Origin of the sequence: Catenovulum maritimum, assembly GCF_001050375.1 — a bacterium.
GTDB lineage: Bacteria > Pseudomonadota > Gammaproteobacteria > Enterobacterales > Alteromonadaceae > Catenovulum > Catenovulum maritimum.
Map to the genome: position 1 here is coordinate 1 of NZ_KQ130509.1, position 17,586 is coordinate 17,586.

Consider the following 17,586-nt stretch of genomic DNA (forward strand, 5'->3'; position numbering starts at 1 on the left):
TGATATGAATATCAGCAGCCCAAAAACGTTTAGCCTTACTTGTATCTTGGTTAGGGTGCTTAAGGCCATTTACTTTTAGTGAATCAGTTTGTGCTGTTTCTATTTGTTGTATTTTCGCTAAAGTGCCGGCAGTACTCTGATACTCAAATACGTGAATTGTGGCATCATACTCGCCAAGTAAATAAACCATATTCTTATTGGGATGCTCAACTAGGTGTCTAGGTCCTGTATTCGCTTCTAGTTGAAATTCACTTGGGGTGTTGGGCGATAACTGGCCTGTTTCAAGGTTTAGCTTGAATTGTCTGATTTGATCAGAACCAAGCGCAGGAACGAAGACAAATCGATTGTCCTTGTTAATTAATGATGCATGCGCATTTGGCAAGTCAGTTAACACTTGTTGTTGTGGTAAAACGTCACCTTGTTCAGACAGTGAGTGAACAGATAGTAGGTGCTGTGGATAAGAAGCCGCAAGTAATAGCTTACCTGTTTTATCTGTAGATATATTCGCCATACTTGCTGGTAATGCAGTTTTACTCTTTAAGGATAATTGACCGGATTTAGCCTGAATCGAAAAGTTGAATATTACTTTGGGTTCGCCTCTATTAACCACTAATAAATTTTGCTTGTTTGGTGTGATTAGCATAGGCGAGGAGGGACCTAATTTGACTAAATTGGGTAACAACTGCTGTTGTAGCTGGATTAAATTTCCAGATGACAATTCAAGCTGGAACACGCTGACACTTGGTGTGTCGCTATTTGCGACATAAATAATCGTTTTAGCCATAGTCGATAAACTCAATAAAGGGATTGCACAAAATGCGATTAACTTAGTTAAATTAGAGAATTTCTTTCGTTCTGTTCGATTTAGCATAATTTTCTCTAATTTAGCGTTAGCGCTTAGATCTCGGATTTGCAACTAAGCACTTAACTATAACTAATAGCAGTAGCCAATAATTAAATATAGCGAGTGAACCACTACTTTTTTCATTTTCGGATTCACTTGATGGCGCACTATTATCTGGCGTTGTCGTGACTGGTTTTGGAATAAAGCGAATACTTTTTAAGTAGGCTTTATCTTCTAGCGCTTTTTCAAACGGGTCTTTTTGATAAACCCAGCTAACTCTATTGATGCCTGCAGGTAAGCTGATTAGGTAATTAGAGAAGCTAATATCACCAGATAAAAATGCCTGTAATTCACCGTTAAGGTAAAACTCGACTCTATCGAATGGTTCATCAGGCTCTTCAAGGTTCTCTTCTGAAGATACAGACCATTCGAAACTTAAATTTCCTTCACCCTCAATCTCTGCCATTAAGATGCTTTTCGATAAGTTATCGATTTCGCCACTCTCTAATTGTTCAAGCTCTGTATTATAGAGCCAAGTGGCATCGCCACCGCTAAACCAGTTTACTAGCTCGCTTGGCTGGTCAGCTAAAAACAATTGATTAGCAGGCGCAATGGTTTGTGCTGAAAGTTCGATATCGCTAGTCAGAATTTGGCTATTTGATGATGCAATCCTCACCTGCACGGTTTGCTCGGTTACAAATTGAGAAAGGTAATTAAGTGTTAATCGACAAGTTTGATTGGATTGGAGTGATTGACAGGTGTCGCTGTTGTAACTGAATACACTATCATCACTTAACGAAAAACTTAAACTGGTAGCTTGGTTGCTATTGTTTGAGAGCTGGATGCTAATTTGGTAAGGGCTATTTTGACCAGTCGCCCCCAGTTTTATGTATGGCTGAACTTCTATTCCGCTCGATAAGGTTTCAATCCAGTTTTTATAAGCAGATGCTTTGGTATATACCCCTAAATAGCCCTCTGCAGCACAACCTCTACCATGGCTGACTATACCGACTTGTTGATAACCTTGATTGGTATTAATGATTAACGGCCCGCCACTATCACCTTGGCATGCACCTTTACCGCCTTGAACTATACCCGCACAAATCATATTTTCAGTCAGTCCAAGGCTACTCTGGCTATAATCTAGATCCGGATTATCTCTATTCAGTGCTTCTCTTTGTATTTCTCGGCATTCTTGGGTATTAAATAATTCCAATTCGACCTGATTTAATTGACGAGAAGGGATAGATAGAACATCTTCACCAGCATCGTAGCCGAGGGTTGAGCCCCAACCGATTACAGTGGCAGGTGAATTGATTGCAGCTAAAGCGTCGGTTAAGTCTAACTCTGCGACTGTGATTTTTTGATTTGTAGCCGGTAGAGAGGATAATTTAAGTAAGGCCAAGTCATTCTCAAAGCTTTCATTATTATAGTTTGGGTGGCTGTAAATTGTCTCGATTGAAATCGCATTCTCAGCGCCATCATTTAGATTAAATTCTCCCACATTCACTTTGGGTTTATTGAGTTGATCGACGCAGTGAGCTGCGGTTAAAACCCATCGATTCCCTAAATATGAACCACCACAAATTGAATTTTGTGACACTATACTTGGGCTATTGGCAACAAAAACACGAGTGGTTTGACCAAGCTTAGTTAATAAAAATAAACCTTGGTTTTGTGATATAGCGAGAGCTGGAATTTGGTTACCACTATCCTCACCTAAGGTGCCACTGAATTCACCCTCTATATTGTTGTATATGATTGCACCTACACCACCGCCATCTTCGCAGTTTTGTACTTTTTGAAAAAAGAAATTTTCACCACGTTCAATTAAACAAACTTTATTCTCAGCATTTTGGCATTGGGTTAAGCCCGCTTGGCAATCGACCAGTATGCCACTGACATCGCCAGATGGACTATTGTTAAAAAGCCTATGGGAAATATTAGAACCGCCCACGGTCAGACTTGTCGCTATTTCTTCTTGGGTATAAACCAAAGCCGCTACCCAAGGCCAATCGGCTGAGTCTGCTTGTTCCCCACCTACAATTCTAAGTGTTGGTGCTAATTCGTTGGTGGTAAGCGTTTTCGCCGCAAAACCAAGACATGAAAAGCTTAGGCTAGATAAAAGTAAAAGTAGGGTGCGAGTTTTCATGTCAGAACCTTGTGTAACTGGATTGGGTGATTATAAAGGTACGCTTAAATCCAAATTTTGGCTTATTTCAAATTAAAAACACAGCCGAAGGCTGTGCTTTTAATTTAAATCAGTAAAGCGTTTTGATTTGAACTATTAAAATAGACCCTTGAGTTTATTTTTTAATTTCTCTTTAAGCTCATCTTTTTTCTCGTCTGTTACTGACTTCAACTTGGCTTTTAGCAGATCATTTATCGCTTGATCCGTATCTTCAAGTAGGGCTTCAACCGAGGTTAGCTCAGCCGCATCTGATTGATTCAGATTCAAGCTTTGCTGCACTTGCTCATTCAGTTTGGTATTTAACTTAGCTTTATACTGATCTAGCTTGTCATCAACCTTGGCTTTCATAGTGTCTTTAACGATTTGGCTAATCCCGCTATCTATCTCCCAATCTGGGTTGGCTAATTTACCCGATAGTTGAATTTTTACTGGTATCGCGTCTTTTCTATTCAATTGAGTAATGACGTCTTGTTGCCAACCCGAATTAGTCGAAGAGCTAAATTCTGAGTCGGTCAAGTTCAACTTGATTTGTGATGTTAAATGAGAATATTTCTGCTTCGGCTCAATCTTATAACTGCCGCTTGATGCTAAGTTCGTTTGTTGGACCGAAAACTTCTTTTTCGATGCTTGTTTATCTGAACTTACTTTCAGGTTAGACACATCCCAATCCCCTTGGCTTAAAATATTAGCATCTTGGGTTTTATAAAATGTTAAGTCTGCACGAACCTTAGCCTTGTCTTTTTGAGTTGACGCAAGGTGGACCTGAGTCGGTAAATCTCTTAACCAGTGTTGGTTGTTTAATTCTTTGATATCAGCCAGTAACTTACCTTGCGAGGTTAAGATCTCAACCTGAGCCGCTTTTACTAGCCAGCTTGGCAGCGGATCTTGCTCTGTAAAGTGGACGAATTGCCCTAGCTCTGGGTTAGCTGGTGCTTCATCCTCTGCTTGACTGTCTTTGTCGAGTAAAGGTTTTAACTGTTGGTAAACTTTTTCGGCATAGCCATAGTATTCCCTGCCTGCTTCACCAAATAGTATGTGAGCAATATCATCTGCTTCAAAACTATCAAGCTGGTATTTGTTTTTTACTTTATCCCAATCTTGGCCAGGTGCGTCTTTTAATTCCTTGATGGCGGTTTGGATATTTTCTTTGCTTTCAGCAAGCTGCTCTTTGGCTTGTTTGACTAAAGCCTTGTCCTGCTTAATTTTATCTTTTACAACGTCGAGTGCTTCTTTTAGTTCAATTAGATCCGCCGGTGTTTTAACTTTTTTACTGGTGATTTCATTGATTTTTGCTTTGTATTCAGCAAGCGCTTCCTTGTTTGGCAAGGTATCTTTGATTTGCTTTAATTTCTCTTGTTCTGTTTGATAAGTCGTTTTGAGCGCTTTCGCTTTTTCTGGCGTAATTAGCTCTTCTTTCGCAAGAATATCTTCAACCGAAGGTAGGCTTAATTCTTTATCAGACGTCGGGTCTTCTGAATCCTCTTCGCTTGGCTTGTCAGTTTCGCTTTCTAAGTAAACCTTACCCGGAGAACTGCGTTTAGTATGAAAAGCAAGGCCGGTTAGCTCTAAATTATTGATTATGGTTTTACCTATTAGGTATTGCCAAACATCCAGTTTGATTTCAGCGTTATTAAACTCTACTAGGTTGAATTCCGGTTCGTTTGCGTCCGTTACTTCTAGCTTGTTTAACGTCAATGTGACTGGAGACCAATCCACACTTGCTTGAGCCAAGTTAACTTCGGCGCCTAAATACCAGCTGCCACCTTTTTCTATTGATAACTTGATTAAACTACCGGCGAATAGATAAATGAAAGCGGCGAATAAAGCGATAACAGCTAAAAAGCCAACGGCACCTTGCCAACGTAAATATTTTTTCATAATTAACGTCCAGATAAACTTTGGTAGACTGAATAAAATTTAGATGCTTTAAGGCTTTGGACTACCTTAAATTTCATAATGAATGCCATGACATGCTGACGATATTTATTAATTAAATAGACACTTAGATAAGTAATTGGCATAAAGGTTATCAAAGAAATAATTAACGATCCTAACGTTGTTGTGTGATGGAAATGAGCTAGTTTAAATAAAGTAATCTGATATAGGCTAGTCCAAAAATCGTTCAAACTGGCCAAATTAAGTAAGCTAGCGCCTAGGTTTGAAAAACTCGTGGTTAGCATGACACCTAATAAACTAAATAGAGACCATGAAACAAAAAATGTACCCAGATGAACTCGAATTAAAAAAGCGAGTATCAGTACAACTAGATTGTGTAAGCTAAATAAAGGCGTTAATCCAATAATAGAGCCAAGCGCAACTGCATAAGCAATTTGCTTAGCTGAGTTTTCTGAGTTTAGTGCAATAAATAACTTAACTAGGGTCGTTATCATAGTCTGGGTTTCCTAGGATCCTTGATTGAACCATTCAATTCTATTTCGGCCATTTTGTTTTGCTTGATAGAGCATTTCATCAGCTTGCTTTAACGCGGCTTCTGGTTTTTGCTCTAGCTCTGGCTGACAAATTACAGCGCCTATACTTATCGTAATTTGTTGGTGCTGGCTGAATTCATGTTTTATGTTTAGAGCTTCTATTGCTTGTTTACAGTTTTCTAAGGTTTTCTGCGCCCCTTCAGTGTTTGTATCAGCAATGATAACAACAAACTCTTCGCCACCATATCTTGCAACAAAATCACGTGGTCTTTGTAATTGTAAATTTAACGCTTTACCGACTTGTGACAGTACTAAATCACCAGCACTATGGCCATAATTATCATTATATTGTTTGAACTGATCGACATCTATCATAGCTAACACAATTTCAGTTTTGTTGCGTTGAGCTGCAGCCCATTCATTGGTGATTTGCTCGTCATACTTTCTTCGATTAGCGATTGAAGTTAGTGGATCAACATTGGCTAGTTCTTCTAGCATAATACATTGTCTGGCTAGGGTTAAATGTAATCTGACTCTCGCTTTGGCGATACCTAGATGAAAAGGTTTTTGGATATAATCGCAGGCGCCTAGTTCAAAACCTTTCTCTTCACTTTCTACGTCGCCTAAACCTGTGATGAATATGACTGGAATTTGGCGAGTGATTTCGCATGCTTTAAGCTCTTTAATCACTTCAAAGCCATCAAAATCAGGCATCATGACATCGAGTAAAATAATATCTGGTTTGAGCTCTTGGGCTTTTTTGAGCCCAAGCTTTCCGCAATTGGCTAGGCTAATTTGTGCTTCTCGTTTAAGCAAATCACTTAATATTACTAAGTTACTTTTTTCATCATCTACGATTAAAACTCGCAGCGCTGGACTAATCATAACTAGACTTCCTGTAAATTGGGATTGGCTGATATTTTATTCACTATTTGCTCACATAATTCCGCCGCTTGTTCAAATTCAATCTCATGGACGAAACGTTCAACTTGTTGAATTTGAAGTTTAAGCTCATCCGACATACAAGATTTTACTATCTCTGGTAATAAATCTTCTGCGGCAAAGTCTGAACTTTGGAGCAAGGGTAATAGTTGGCGTAAATAGTCAGAGGTTGAAAGCGCATTTTTAATCGACTTTTTATCTTTAGCTTGATCGAATACGCTTCCAAGCTCATAAAGTAAGTTTTGTAATTGTTTACAGACTAGAGTTAATAACTTGCTGTAATCTTCTTGGCTATCTATTTTGTTTTCTATGCTTGCGCAGTTTTTGGATAACTCAAAAGCACCTATATAGGCAGAGCTTGATTTTAAGGCATGGACTTTGATAAATAGCTTATCGGACTCGTTATTTTCAGAAAATGCTAAAAATTCACTGACACTATGCTGATGTTCTAGCACAAAATCTGCGGCTAATTTGCAATATAACTTGGTTTTTCCTTGGCAACGATTCAGGGCTGCATCTAAATTTAAGCTAGTGATCGCACTGAGTTTGCTGAGGATGTAGGAAGTGTCGTCATCTTTCTCATCTATTGTCACTTTGCTGAAAAGTGGGACAGACTCAGTTACGTTAGGAATCCATTTTAGCAAAACATCAAACAATTCGTCGGCATCGAGTGGTTTGGTTAAATGACCATTCATACCGGCATCTAAACTGAGTTGTTTATCTCCTTCCATAGCGTGAGCTGTCATGGCTATGATAGGTAGTTTATTGTACTTATCATTTTGCTTAATCAATTTTGTCGCTGTATAGCCGTCCATTTTGGGCATTTGTACATCCATCAACACCAAGTCGTAGTGAGTGCTTAATACTTTAGCAACTGCATCTTCACCATCTATCGCGATATCGATATTGATTTTAGTGTCTTGCAAAAAGCCAGTAACCACTTTCCGATTAATGGCATTATCATCTACGACTAGGATTTTAGCTGATGAGTAATCAAGTTGGCCTGCGTCCCATTTAGCTAGAGTAGAAGTGCCTCTTTTTCTATTTGGGGTGAGTTGTTCCGGTGTTAGGCTTTCGGCGATAGCCTCAATTAATGTATGTGGCGTAACGGGTTTTTCAAGGTAGGCATCTATTGTACCTAACTCTGATTTTCGCTTGGCTTCATCAAGATCATATGCAGAAAGTAATAAAATGGCAGGGATATGCGTTTTGCCTAATCCATGCTTAATTTGTTTAGCCGCACTTATGCCGTCTAGCCCAGGCATGCGCCAATCCATTATGATTAAATCGTAGTCTCGACGAACTTCACTGGCTTTTTTGACCATGTTAATCGCGTCTAAGCCGCTATCAGCGCAATCAACTTGCATACCTAGTTCACTCAGCATTTCCATGACTATGCTACGAGCAACTGCACTGTCATCTACGACCAAAGTTTTGAGCTGGGTAAAGTTGACGTAGTTATCTTGGTTTTGTTCTGCATCTTCGACAATTTCACATTCGATATTAAAGCTAAAAGTTGAACCTTGATCGGGTTTGCTCTCTACTTGAATTCTGCCTCCCATTAACTCAACCAGTTGTTTGCTAATGGCTAGACCTAAGCCTGAACCTTCAAATTCTCTAGTTAACGAGTTGTCTATTTGAGAGAAAGCCGCAAATAAACTTTTTTGTTCTTTTTCTGAAATGCCAATGCCAGTATCTGTCACTGAAAAGTGTATCTTGGCGAGATTATTTTTAATTTCGTCTAATTCTATTTTTACTAATATGTGGCCTTTATCGGTAAACTTAATCGCATTATTCGCTAGATTAACGAGAATCTGCTGTAAACGATTTGGGTCGCCGATAAGATAATTTGGGACTTGGCTAGACAAGTCTAGAATAAACTCTAGATTTTTATCTAACGCTCTTAATTCACAAATAGTGATAGTTCTGTCGATGACTTTTTGCAGACTAAATGGCACTTTCTCTAAGGTTAAGCTATTTGCTTCAACTTTAGAGAAATCTAATATGTCATTAATAATACTAAGTAAAACTTCTGCGGAACCGAGAATTTTATCGACAAAATCCTGTTGTTCACTTGATAAATCGGTTCGGCTTAACAATTGACTTAAGCCAATCACCGCATTCATTGGTGTGCGTATTTCATGACTCATTTTAGCTAAAAACTCTGATTTGGCTAAACTAGCACCTTCCGCCTTTTCTTTTGCTATTTTGAGTTGTTTTTCGGCGTCAACGCGTCTAGTGACATCGCGTGAAATACCTAAAACCCCCATCAATTCGCCTACCTCGTTATAAAAAGGGGCTTTGAGGGTATCGACTTTTACGGTTCTTCCATCTGGGTATACGGTTGTTTCTTGCTTAGTGATGGTTTCGCCAGTCGATAGGATTTGGCTGTCGATTGCTCTAACATTATTGATAGATGCTTGGTTTTCAAAAATGTCTAAATCAGATAACCCAGTTAAATCTTGATTAGGTTTGCCAACTAGCTTAGAGAAAGCCTCATTATGTGCTATGTAATTCAGATTTTTATCTTTAGCAAAAATTAAATCAGGTGTTGCATTTAAAAGTGCTTTTAATAAAGAGGCGAGTTTATCGTTATTATTCATGATTGGGGCCATAATACTATCCGTGTAATTTAGTCATTATTCCATTTTTGTTATCAATAAAAATTTGTCTGTTGAGCATTATGACTCGCAAATGCTCAACTAAAGTTTTTATTTATTATGCTTAAAAGTATAACAAACCTAGGTATAGACCTAAAGCAAGCTTAAGTCTATAGCGTATTCATTCGACTCATTCTCAGCTATGGGTACAATTTTAACCACTGCATCCATATTCATTGGGCCATAAATGTGCGGATACAAACCGCCTGTAGCGGGCTCCCATTTTAATTCGGGTGTTAGTTTTGCTTTTTCAACAACCAGTATCTGTGCTTGTTCAACATCTTTATAGAATTTATTGGCGACCCTATCTAATTGGCTTTTAGGTGAGGCATGAATAAAACCATCAGTTTCTAAACTGTCTCTGACTAAAACACCGGATGCCATGGATGTATCATATTCTGCATGAGATGAAACGACATAGATATAAGGATCTAGAACACCGTCATACATTCTGATAAACATATTGGTTACGGCTTGTTGCTCTTCGTCTTGGTAAAGATAGTCCACTCTAAATTCACCTGTTAAGGTATCGTTTTCGCGTGTTTGGCTCACAATGCTGATTTCAGCTAGGGCTAGCCAATTTTTATCGGTTAACCAAACTGGAATGTCATCAAAAAAAATACGGCTACCCGATTTTTTGAATGGGTAGGTTTTTCCTACCTCTAACTCGTAATTTTCTTCTGTTCTTAATATAGAGTTAACTTCTATTTTGAAGCCCATGATTAAATTCCTTATTTAGCTAAAATTGGCTCGGCCCACTCAAATGAAGGTCCGCCGGTCAGATTTGGATTGCTTGGGTCAATTGGCATTTTAGCCATAGTTCTAGCAATTGGTGTTAAGTCGTGCATACCATTCATGATTGCATTGTATAAAACTCTTGGGTTGCCAGAGAAAGCTTCTTCGATTTGTTGCAGCATCAAGCTATAGTTTTGATTGAATTGATAATTTAAGGCAGCTAAATCAGAATTAAGCTCAAAGTCCGATTGCTTACAGTTCGCTTTAACTGGGTAAACCGCGGTAAAGTCCACCGCCATGCTATCACCCGTTGGAGGTAACAGAGGATTGTCATCAGCTTGGTAGTGGCGCTGATAGTAAATTTCACTAAATTTAAAAAAGTGAGCTAGATCGGGCGCTTGGCCATATTCATCCGCGTCTCCATCATATAAAGTCGCGGCTGCGCCTTCACCCTGATCAATAATTTGCTCCAAGGCTGTGGTCGCGGTTGTTATGTCAATGACACCAATCGGCTTACCGCCGCCTCGCCAAAAGTAAGTTTCGGTTATTTGATTACTAGTATCTGAAGAAAACAAGCTTTCACCGTTTTGTCGGCAGGTTTTGTCTAACTCAGTTAAATCGCTAATGATACTTTGATAAAACTCACCAATACTGTAACCGCCAATTTTCATTTCATTGGTTGCTTTGGTGTTTTTATCTAGAGGAGGCATATCATCCGGCAGTTCAATTCGTCTAAAAGTTTGGATACTATCGGCTGAAAACTTTGCCAGATCAATTTCGAATTCCCGGCCTTTAAACTCTAAAGCGCAAGGGTAGCTAGGAATGTTGTCTTTGCCTAACTTGACCTGACCACCAATTGAGACCATCACATTACCAGCTAAGCATAGGTGTAGCATCTCTTCCATAAATACACTGCGGATTAAGTTCGCAGCTTCTTTATTGGTATTTTCATGAATTGAAAAATAGGCGGTTAAATAGGGTGGTAAAGTAGACAACTCTAGTTGTATCGCCTTTTGTAGCTTTTCAAAAATAGCCTGTTTTTGTTGATTAATCTGATTTGTTATTTGTTGGTCCATGATTATGCTCCCTGTGTCTCAACAGCGTTTTCTTCTGAATTTGTTGAGTTGAGACTTTCTAGAATATGTTTGTTTAAGTACTCACCTAATCTTAAAGATAAACTAGATAGAGTTAGGGTAGGGTTAACCGCACCTAAGCTAGAGAAAGATGCATTGGAGCAAATATATAAATTATCAACATCAAATACTTTTAAGTTTTTATCTACTACACCTGTGCTTGCTGTATCACTCATTCTGGTTGTACAGGCTGCGTGATCAGCACGCCAAGAAATCGTTTTGATTTTACTTTCACTGGCATTCATAGCGGCAAATAATTTATCCATTTGCTGCTTTATTTGCTGCAATCTCTCATCAAAGTCTGGCCCTTGGCTAAACTCTATAATTGTTTCTGGTAATCCAAAGTGGTTTTTACGGTTAGAGTTTAGAAGCCTGTTGTTTTGCTGGCTGAATATTTCAACTAAAACATGTAGCTGAATATTGGTTTTGCCTGTGACCATATCTTTGATAACTTGAACAGAATGACCTTGCTGCATTTCTTTAGCTAGGCGTGTGCCGATACTCGATGATGGGTTAACAATAATATATTTGCCTAAAGCTTGCTCTGCTTCGCTGTCAAAGTAGCGCGAAACTAGGGTTGGAAAATCCATTTCTGGCATTAGGCCATCAGGGTTTTCTGCGAGCTCGGCTTCAAACATAATGTAAGGGTGAGTAATTAAGTTTCTACCCACAAGATCATGATCGTTACCCACACCTTGAGGCCAGTAATCCGATTGTGATCTCAGTAACAATTTAGATGATTCCACCGCTCCAGCAGCAACGATAACGACTTTGGCTTCGAGTGTTTGGGACTCAGTTGCTGAAATTGACTTGTCTATATATCGAACCCCTTTTACGTGGTTTTTACTCGACATAATTAAAGATTCAACAATGACATTGGTTTTAACTTCAAAGTTTGGATAATTTTCAAACTCAAGCATGGCATCGATGTAATTTGCAGCGGCATAACGGGCACCAAAAGGACAATACTTGCAAGTTCCTGTAGTTTGACATGGTGCATGTACTGAAGCTGAATCGTTTATTCCGTGGCGCGCAATCGGCATGTGACTATAAGGAATGTTTAGCTTTTCCAGAGCTTGAATCGCAGGCTTATCTTCTAGCGTGTACGGGAAAGCTGGATATGGATAGCCTTGGCTGCGAGGCACAGTTGGATCTTCTGAATCACCAGAAACCCCTATATATTTTTCAGCTTCAGAATAATAAGGCTCAAGTTCATCGTAACTAATAGGCCAGTCTAACAAATCATAATCGCCTTTTAGCGCTGTTTGCACTGCATTTTTTGCGTTCGATTTTAATTTGAAATCTTCAGGCTTTAAACGGAAAGACCAGCCGCCCCAGTGAACAGTTGAGCCGCCATAAATCATCAATCTAGAACCGTTCATAGGAATGAGTGTTGATCCTATGCTCTGATTTTCACCGCGAGAATCCTTGGTTGGATAAGGTTCGTCTTCACAAAATTTGTAAGGTAGGTTACCTGTGGTTAAGTATTCTTGGTGTAATGCAAAGTCTCGCATTTTTACTTTAGAACCAGCCTCCAGCATAAGCACAGACGCCTGAGGATTATTACCAAGTATTTTTGATGCGATTGCAGCGCCTGCGACGCCTGAACCAATAATCAATACATCTGGATTATTTTGCATTATCTACTCCTTGATAATCTCTATATGGTGTTTGATCCTTAATGTTTGCACCGCCAATAAAGCCAAGCGCATTTTTAGCGCCAAAAGTTTTAAATCCGCCTATGCTGAGCGCTAGCGTAATGAATTCATTTGATACTTTTTGTCTGGCTCTAGCTAATCTGGTCGTCGGTGGTGTAATTGCAGCGGCAGGGTCGGTTAGTAGCTTGATGTAAGCTTGTTCTTCGCCAAGTTGTTGGGTCATTTCTTTTATTACACATACTGCGTTTTTATATTCAGCATAATAACTTAAGTTAAGCTTCATTCTATTTTGCATAAATACAAGCAGCTGTGATTCTTGTCCGGATTTAGGTAGCTCTAATTGCCAATGTTCTGCAATTTTTGTGAATAGCTTAAACATGCTATCAAAGGTTGTTTGATCTATATCTAAGGCATCTTCAAGGTAGGGATAAGGTGTCTCTAGTTCGTAACTAGGGGGGGTTTCCATGGCCAACTCCGTTGTCATTTTTATTAACCTTTACTCAGGTCTATTTTTTAATTTTTATTGTAGGCTTTGCTTGCGCAGTAGAAGTATAAATTAAAAAGCTAAATCGTAAATATTAATTTACATCTATCTTGCTTTTCACTTTATGGTTAACCAGAGATAAGGTTAACCATACTGTCAAATAAAGCACAAAAATTATACAAGTAAAATGATTAGTGTTTTGATAAGGGAAAAATTTTGTAGGAACAAAGTAGAATATGCTGTTTACGATAAGTGTAAACAGCATGGCTAACTCGCTAAATCAGGCTAGTTAGCGTCTGGTTCGATTAGCTTTATTTGTTTTCTGACGACTAAATAAGAGCCAAGTAAACCTAAAGTCATACTGATTAGAAGTAAAACCAGCATCTCGCTAGGAGACAGCCCAGTTAGGCTAAAGTTAGATTGGTACAAGCTAGTAATTTGATTAATAGAGCCGGATAGGTAGTAAACCATTACCTCTATGGTCAACCAAGCTAGTGTGCCACCAAATAAGCCATACCATAATCCAGTAAACAGGAAAGGGCGGTGGATAAAACTATTGGTCGCTCCAACCAGTTTTAACACTTCAATTTCTTCTTTTCGGCTTAAAATAGATAAGCGTATTGTATTACCCACAATTAAGACCACAGAAGCGAAGAGTAAAATGGTTAAACTAGACATGGCATCTTTCACCATATCTAAAATAGCATTCAGGCGGCGTAACCACTCTATATCTAATTTACCAAAGTTGACTTCTCGGCTTTGCTCCAAAGACTCTAATAACAAAGATGCCGCTCTGGCATTGGCATGATCGGTTTGCGGCCTAACAATTAACACATTGGGTAAAGGGTTCACATCTAGGTATTTAATTGCATCACCAAATCCAGAAAGGTTTTCAAATTCGGTTAAAGCTTGGTTTTTAGTGATTAATTCAACCGACTCAACTTTTGAATTCAGTTCAACTTGTTTAACAAAGGCGGTTAACTGTTTAGAACTGAGTCCATCATTGAGAAATAGTGAAATTTCTGCTGCATTTTGCCAGTGTTGTTCAACAACTTGCGCATTTTTAACCACCACATGCATAGTGGCAGGTAGTGTTAAGCTGACGCCTAATACAGCTATGGTTAAAGCTGATGGAATTGGATCTCGCCAAATTTCACCTAAGGCACTTAACCATTGGCGGATATTGGCGAGCACTAAGCCGATTAGCTTTTGCCATAAGCTGAGTTTGCGTTGGCTTGCACCTGTGTTATTTCGATTGCCAAATAAAATACTCATGCAAAGCTATCCTCAGAGGCGAGGGCGTCGTTAGATAACATACGGCCTTTTTTGAGAGTTAGAGTGCGGTATTTCATTCTTGCGATCAGGCCGAGATCATGTGTTGCGATTAATACACTTGTACCGACTTTATTGAAATCTTCAAATAAACGCATGATATCTAGTGACAATTTAGGATCTAAGTTACCAGTTGGTTCATCTGCTAATAATATAGGTGGAGTATTTACGACTGCTCTAGCAATGCCGACTCTTTGTTGCTCGCCGCCAGAAAGCATCATAGGGTAATATCTTTGTTTATCGAGTAAACCGACTTTGTCGAGCGCGGTTTCTACTCGGCTTCTGATTTGTTTTAAGCTATAACCTTCAATGACTAAAGGTAGAGCGACATTATCAAAAATAGTGTGCTCTTTTAGTAACCTATGATTTTGGAATATCATGCCGATGTCACGACGTACATAAGGGATTTGCTTGGCTGTGACTTTGCTTAAATCATGGCCATTAATAAAAACCCCACCTGCCGATGGGCGTTCTAGAATCGATATCAATTTGAGCAGAGTACTTTTACCTGCACCAGAATGACCTGTAAGAAAGGCCATTTCACCCGGTTGAATGTGAAAGTTTACTTTTTGCAGCGCCTGATGACCACCGCGATAAGTTTTAGAAACCTGCTCAAATCGAATCATGCTTGATCCTTGTTATTGTTTAATGTCTGGTAGAGTAGTTACTCTTCTGTGCTAAATAATGCCTCAGTAAAGTCATCCGCGTCAAAACTACGTAAATCATCTATGCCTTCACCAACCCCGATATAACGAATTGGTACTTTAAATTGATCCGCAACCGCAAAGATAACCCCACCTTTTGCCGTTCCGTCCATTTTAGTTAGTGTAATACCCGTTAAGCCAACAGCTTCGGTAAATAATTTTGTTTGGCTAATGGCATTTTGTCCGGTCGCTGCGTCTATGACTAACATGATTTCATGTGGCGCATCGGCATCGATTTTTTTCATTACTCGAACAATTTTTTTCAGCTCTTCCATTAAGTGAGCTTTATTCTGTAATCGACCAGCAGTATCTGCGATTAAAATATCCGTGTTTTTAGCTTTGGCAGATTCAAGCGCATCAAATACCACAGAAGCGCTATCAGCACCTGTATGCTGTGCAACAACATGTATATCATTACGCTCGCCCCAAACTTGTAATTGCTCTACAGCAGCGGCACGGAAAGTATCACCAGCCGCCAACATGACACTTTTACCTTGGCTTTGGAATTGTTTCGCTAATTTACCTATAGTTGTTGTTTTACCAACACCATTTACACCCACCATTAAAATAACAAACGGGCCTTTATGCTCGGGTGGAATGCTTAACGGTTGATTGACTTCACCTAAAATATCTCGCATTTTATTTTTAAGTAAATCATATAAAGCTTCGCCATCTTTAAGCTGACGTCGTTCAGCTGACTCAGTCACAGAGTCAATAATTTTAGTTGTGGTATCTATACCCACATCGGCCATAAGTAATTGAGTTTCTAAATCTTCAAATAACTCATCATCAATTTTTTTGCCTTTAAATAAGCCAAATAAACCACTCCCGATAGTGAGTTTAGTGCGGCTTAAACTGCGTTTTAAACGAGCAAATAATCCGACTTTCTCTTTTTTCTCTGGCGCTTCAGCAGGCACTGGTTCAGCAGCTTGTTGAACTTCTGCAACAGGAGCTATTTCAGCTTCAGGTATTGGCTCTTCAATCACTTCCTCAGGTTCTGGTTCAGTGATGGTTTCAGGCTCTACTTCTGTGATGGTTTCAGACACAGCTTCAACAACAGACTCAGTCGGTTGCTCATCTAATTTAGGCGAATCATCAACTAATGTCGTTTTTTCTTCGGTAGGCGCAGCGATTGGTTCCGGCGTTGAGCTAGTTTCTGCTGCTGTTTTTGATTCTACAGTTTCTTCAATTGAACTTAATTGTTCTTCTGCTACTGGTTCTGGGCTAGGTTGTTCAGCTTCTTTTTTGCCAAACCAACCAAAGAATCCTTTTTTACGACTCATACAAAGTTGTCTCTTACTTAGTGATTTGTATCTTATTGCTATTTTACTGCAACCAAGTCAGGTTAAACTTGACCTAGAAGCGTAAATTCTCAACATAAAGTTCAGATTTTTGCTCAGTTTCCAGTAAAATAACAGTATCAATGTTAAAAAATACATTTTATTAGGTCGATATGGTATCACGCTCAAAGTCTAGACAAAATAAGCCAAACGCTAAAGCGAGTAAATCAGATGGATTTATTCGCATTATTGGTGGAATTTGGAAGGGTAAAAAGCTAAAAGTGCAAGACAGCCAAGGTTTAAGACCAACAACCGATAGAATAAAAGAGACTTTATTTAATTGGTTGATGTTTGATGTTGCAGAGAAAACGGTACTTGATGCATTTTCAGGGGCTGGATCATTGGGATTTGAAGCGCTATCTCGTGGTGCAAAATCTGTCGACTTAGTTGAACTCGCAAAACCAATCGCGAGACAACTGGAGCAAAATATAGCGTCACTGAGTATCAGTGACCCAACCCCAATTAATGTATATAACCAGAGTTGTTTAGATTTTATTGCTAATACTCAGCAAAATTATGACTTGGTCTTTATTGATCCGCCTTTTAATCAAAACTTAGTTGAAAAAACGCTGCAAGCACTTGTTGATTCAAATTGTTTAACTGATGACGCCTTTATTTATATCGAAACTGAGAAAGATTGGTCAGTTAACTCAATCCCAGACACTTGGGTGCAGTTAAAAGAAAAAACAACAGGGCAAGTGTGCTATCGTTTATATCGAAACCAAGGTTAAATAGGGAAATATTTAATGAGTGAATCTCGTCATCAAATCCTGAGTCTGGCCCAAATTGAAATTCAGGTCACTGACTTGCAGCAATCTTTGGAATTCTATATAGATAAGTTAGGTTTGACATGCCATTATCAGACTGAAGAAGTAGCCTTGCTTAATATTGAAGCTGTGAATTTGCTGGTGGTAGAAGTTGAAGCTGAAACGGTTACGCCATCCGAATATTTAATTATTTGCTTACAAGTAAAAGATATTTTTGCGACTTATCAACGTCTGCTAGATTTACACTTAGAGTTCACCCAAGCACCACATTGTGTTAGCCGAGTTAGTGATATGTCAGTTTGGCAAGCTTTTACTAATGACCCAGATGGTCATGTAATTGGATTACAAAGCCAATTATAAATTCTTT

The 17,586-nt window shown here is 38.9% G+C and carries 15 protein-coding genes; 2 read left to right on the top strand and 13 right to left on the bottom strand.

Features of this window, described 5'->3' with window-relative positions; translation table 11 throughout:
• From XM47_RS17335 to ftsY, 13 genes are all read right to left on the bottom strand, one after another.
• Positions 1-871 (bottom strand): lactonase family protein (locus tag XM47_RS17335; protein WP_149865551.1); only part of this gene is annotated, 871 nt, incomplete at its 3' end.
• Positions 872-890: 19 nt separating this feature from the next.
• Positions 891-2,996 carry a trypsin-like serine protease gene (locus XM47_RS17340; protein WP_048695393.1) on the bottom strand — a complete coding sequence of 702 codons (2,106 nt, stop codon included), beginning with the start codon at positions 2,994-2,996 and terminating at the stop codon, positions 891-893.
• Between the two features lie 135 nt (positions 2,997-3,131).
• The gene (locus XM47_RS17345; RefSeq protein ID WP_048695394.1) at positions 3,132-4,913 is read right to left on the bottom strand and encodes a TIGR03545 family protein; all 1,782 of its coding nucleotides are present in this window, start codon (positions 4,911-4,913) and stop codon (positions 3,132-3,134) included.
• A 2-nt stretch (positions 4,914-4,915) separates the two neighbouring features.
• Positions 4,916-5,425, bottom strand: a complete 510-nt coding sequence (locus XM47_RS17350) for a TIGR03546 family protein (protein ID WP_048695396.1) — start codon at positions 5,423-5,425, stop codon at positions 4,916-4,918.
• 12 nt (positions 5,426-5,437) lie between these two features.
• Entirely contained in the window at positions 5,438-6,349 is a 912-nt protein-coding gene (locus tag XM47_RS17355) for a GGDEF domain-containing response regulator (RefSeq protein WP_048695400.1), read from the bottom strand.
• 2 nt (positions 6,350-6,351) lie between these two features.
• The gene (locus XM47_RS17360; RefSeq protein WP_172656561.1) at positions 6,352-9,009 is read right to left on the bottom strand and encodes a response regulator; all 2,658 of its coding nucleotides are present in this window, start codon (positions 9,007-9,009) and stop codon (positions 6,352-6,354) included.
• Positions 9,010-9,159: 150 nt separating this feature from the next.
• Entirely contained in the window at positions 9,160-9,786 is a 627-nt protein-coding gene (locus XM47_RS18980) for a DUF952 domain-containing protein (protein WP_048695404.1), read from the bottom strand.
• An 11-nt stretch (positions 9,787-9,797) separates the two neighbouring features.
• Positions 9,798-10,877, bottom strand: coding sequence for a ferritin-like domain-containing protein (locus XM47_RS17370; RefSeq protein WP_048695406.1), 1,080 nt, complete (start codon positions 10,875-10,877; stop codon positions 9,798-9,800).
• A 2-nt stretch (positions 10,878-10,879) separates the two neighbouring features.
• A complete protein-coding gene (locus tag XM47_RS17375; RefSeq protein WP_048695407.1) occupies positions 10,880-12,574 on the bottom strand; it encodes a GMC oxidoreductase in 1,695 nt (564 codons plus the stop codon).
• Positions 12,564-13,076 (bottom strand): hypothetical protein, encoded by a 513-nt coding sequence (locus XM47_RS17380; protein ID WP_048695410.1) that lies wholly within the window; start codon positions 13,074-13,076, stop codon positions 12,564-12,566. Before XM47_RS17380 ends, XM47_RS17375 begins: the two co-directional genes overlap by 11 nt.
• Before the next feature lie 285 nt (positions 13,077-13,361).
• Positions 13,362-14,351 (bottom strand): permease-like cell division protein FtsX, encoded by a 990-nt coding sequence (gene ftsX, locus XM47_RS17385; RefSeq protein ID WP_048695412.1) that lies wholly within the window; start codon positions 14,349-14,351, stop codon positions 13,362-13,364.
• Complete coding sequence (gene ftsE, locus XM47_RS17390) at positions 14,348-15,034, bottom strand: cell division ATP-binding protein FtsE (protein ID WP_048695415.1); 687 nt, start codon at positions 15,032-15,034, stop codon at positions 14,348-14,350. Before ftsE ends, ftsX begins: the two co-directional genes overlap by 4 nt.
• Positions 15,035-15,072: 38 nt before the next feature.
• The gene (gene ftsY, locus XM47_RS17395; protein WP_048695416.1) at positions 15,073-16,395 is read right to left on the bottom strand and encodes a signal recognition particle-docking protein FtsY; all 1,323 of its coding nucleotides are present in this window, start codon (positions 16,393-16,395) and stop codon (positions 15,073-15,075) included.
• A 170-nt stretch (positions 16,396-16,565) separates the two neighbouring features.
• Between ftsY and rsmD the strand changes: the two genes are divergently transcribed.
• Positions 16,566-17,183: a 16S rRNA (guanine(966)-N(2))-methyltransferase RsmD gene (gene rsmD / locus XM47_RS17400; protein ID WP_048695419.1), complete on the top strand. Its 618-nt coding sequence runs from the start codon at positions 16,566-16,568 to the stop codon at positions 17,181-17,183.
• Between the two features lie 15 nt (positions 17,184-17,198).
• A complete protein-coding gene (locus XM47_RS17405) occupies positions 17,199-17,579 on the top strand; it encodes a VOC family protein (protein WP_048695421.1) in 381 nt (126 codons plus the stop codon).
• The last annotated feature ends 7 nt before the right edge of the window (positions 17,580-17,586 follow it).

Excerpts from the sequence above, each read along its gene's own strand:
- XM47_RS17340 (WP_048695393.1), bottom strand. The coding sequence starts at position 2,996 with ATGAAAACTCGCACCCTACTTTTACTTTTATCTAGCCTAAGCTTTTCA.
- XM47_RS17345 (WP_048695394.1), bottom strand. The coding sequence starts at position 4,913 with ATGAAAAAATATTTACGTTGGCAAGGTGCCGTTGGCTTTTTAGCTGTT.
- XM47_RS17350 (WP_048695396.1), bottom strand. The coding sequence starts at position 5,425 with ATGATAACGACCCTAGTTAAGTTATTTATTGCACTAAACTCAGAAAAC.
- XM47_RS17355 (WP_048695400.1), bottom strand. The coding sequence starts at position 6,349 with ATGATTAGTCCAGCGCTGCGAGTTTTAATCGTAGATGATGAAAAAAGT.
- XM47_RS17360 (WP_172656561.1), bottom strand. The coding sequence starts at position 9,009 with ATGAATAATAACGATAAACTCGCCTCTTTATTAAAAGCACTTTTAAAT.
- XM47_RS18980 (WP_048695404.1), bottom strand. The coding sequence starts at position 9,786 with ATGGGCTTCAAAATAGAAGTTAACTCTATATTAAGAACAGAAGAAAAT.
- XM47_RS17370 (WP_048695406.1), bottom strand. The coding sequence starts at position 10,877 with ATGGACCAACAAATAACAAATCAGATTAATCAACAAAAACAGGCTATT.
- XM47_RS17375 (WP_048695407.1), bottom strand. The coding sequence starts at position 12,574 with ATGCAAAATAATCCAGATGTATTGATTATTGGTTCAGGCGTCGCAGGC.
- XM47_RS17380 (WP_048695410.1), bottom strand. The coding sequence starts at position 13,076 with ATGACAACGGAGTTGGCCATGGAAACCCCCCCTAGTTACGAACTAGAG.
- ftsX (WP_048695412.1), bottom strand. The coding sequence starts at position 14,351 with ATGAGTATTTTATTTGGCAATCGAAATAACACAGGTGCAAGCCAACGC.
- ftsE (WP_048695415.1), bottom strand. The coding sequence starts at position 15,034 with ATGATTCGATTTGAGCAGGTTTCTAAAACTTATCGCGGTGGTCATCAG.
- ftsY (WP_048695416.1), bottom strand. The coding sequence starts at position 16,395 with ATGAGTCGTAAAAAAGGATTCTTTGGTTGGTTTGGCAAAAAAGAAGCT.
- rsmD (WP_048695419.1), top strand. The coding sequence starts at position 16,566 with ATGGTATCACGCTCAAAGTCTAGACAAAATAAGCCAAACGCTAAAGCG.
- XM47_RS17405 (WP_048695421.1), top strand. The coding sequence starts at position 17,199 with ATGAGTGAATCTCGTCATCAAATCCTGAGTCTGGCCCAAATTGAAATT.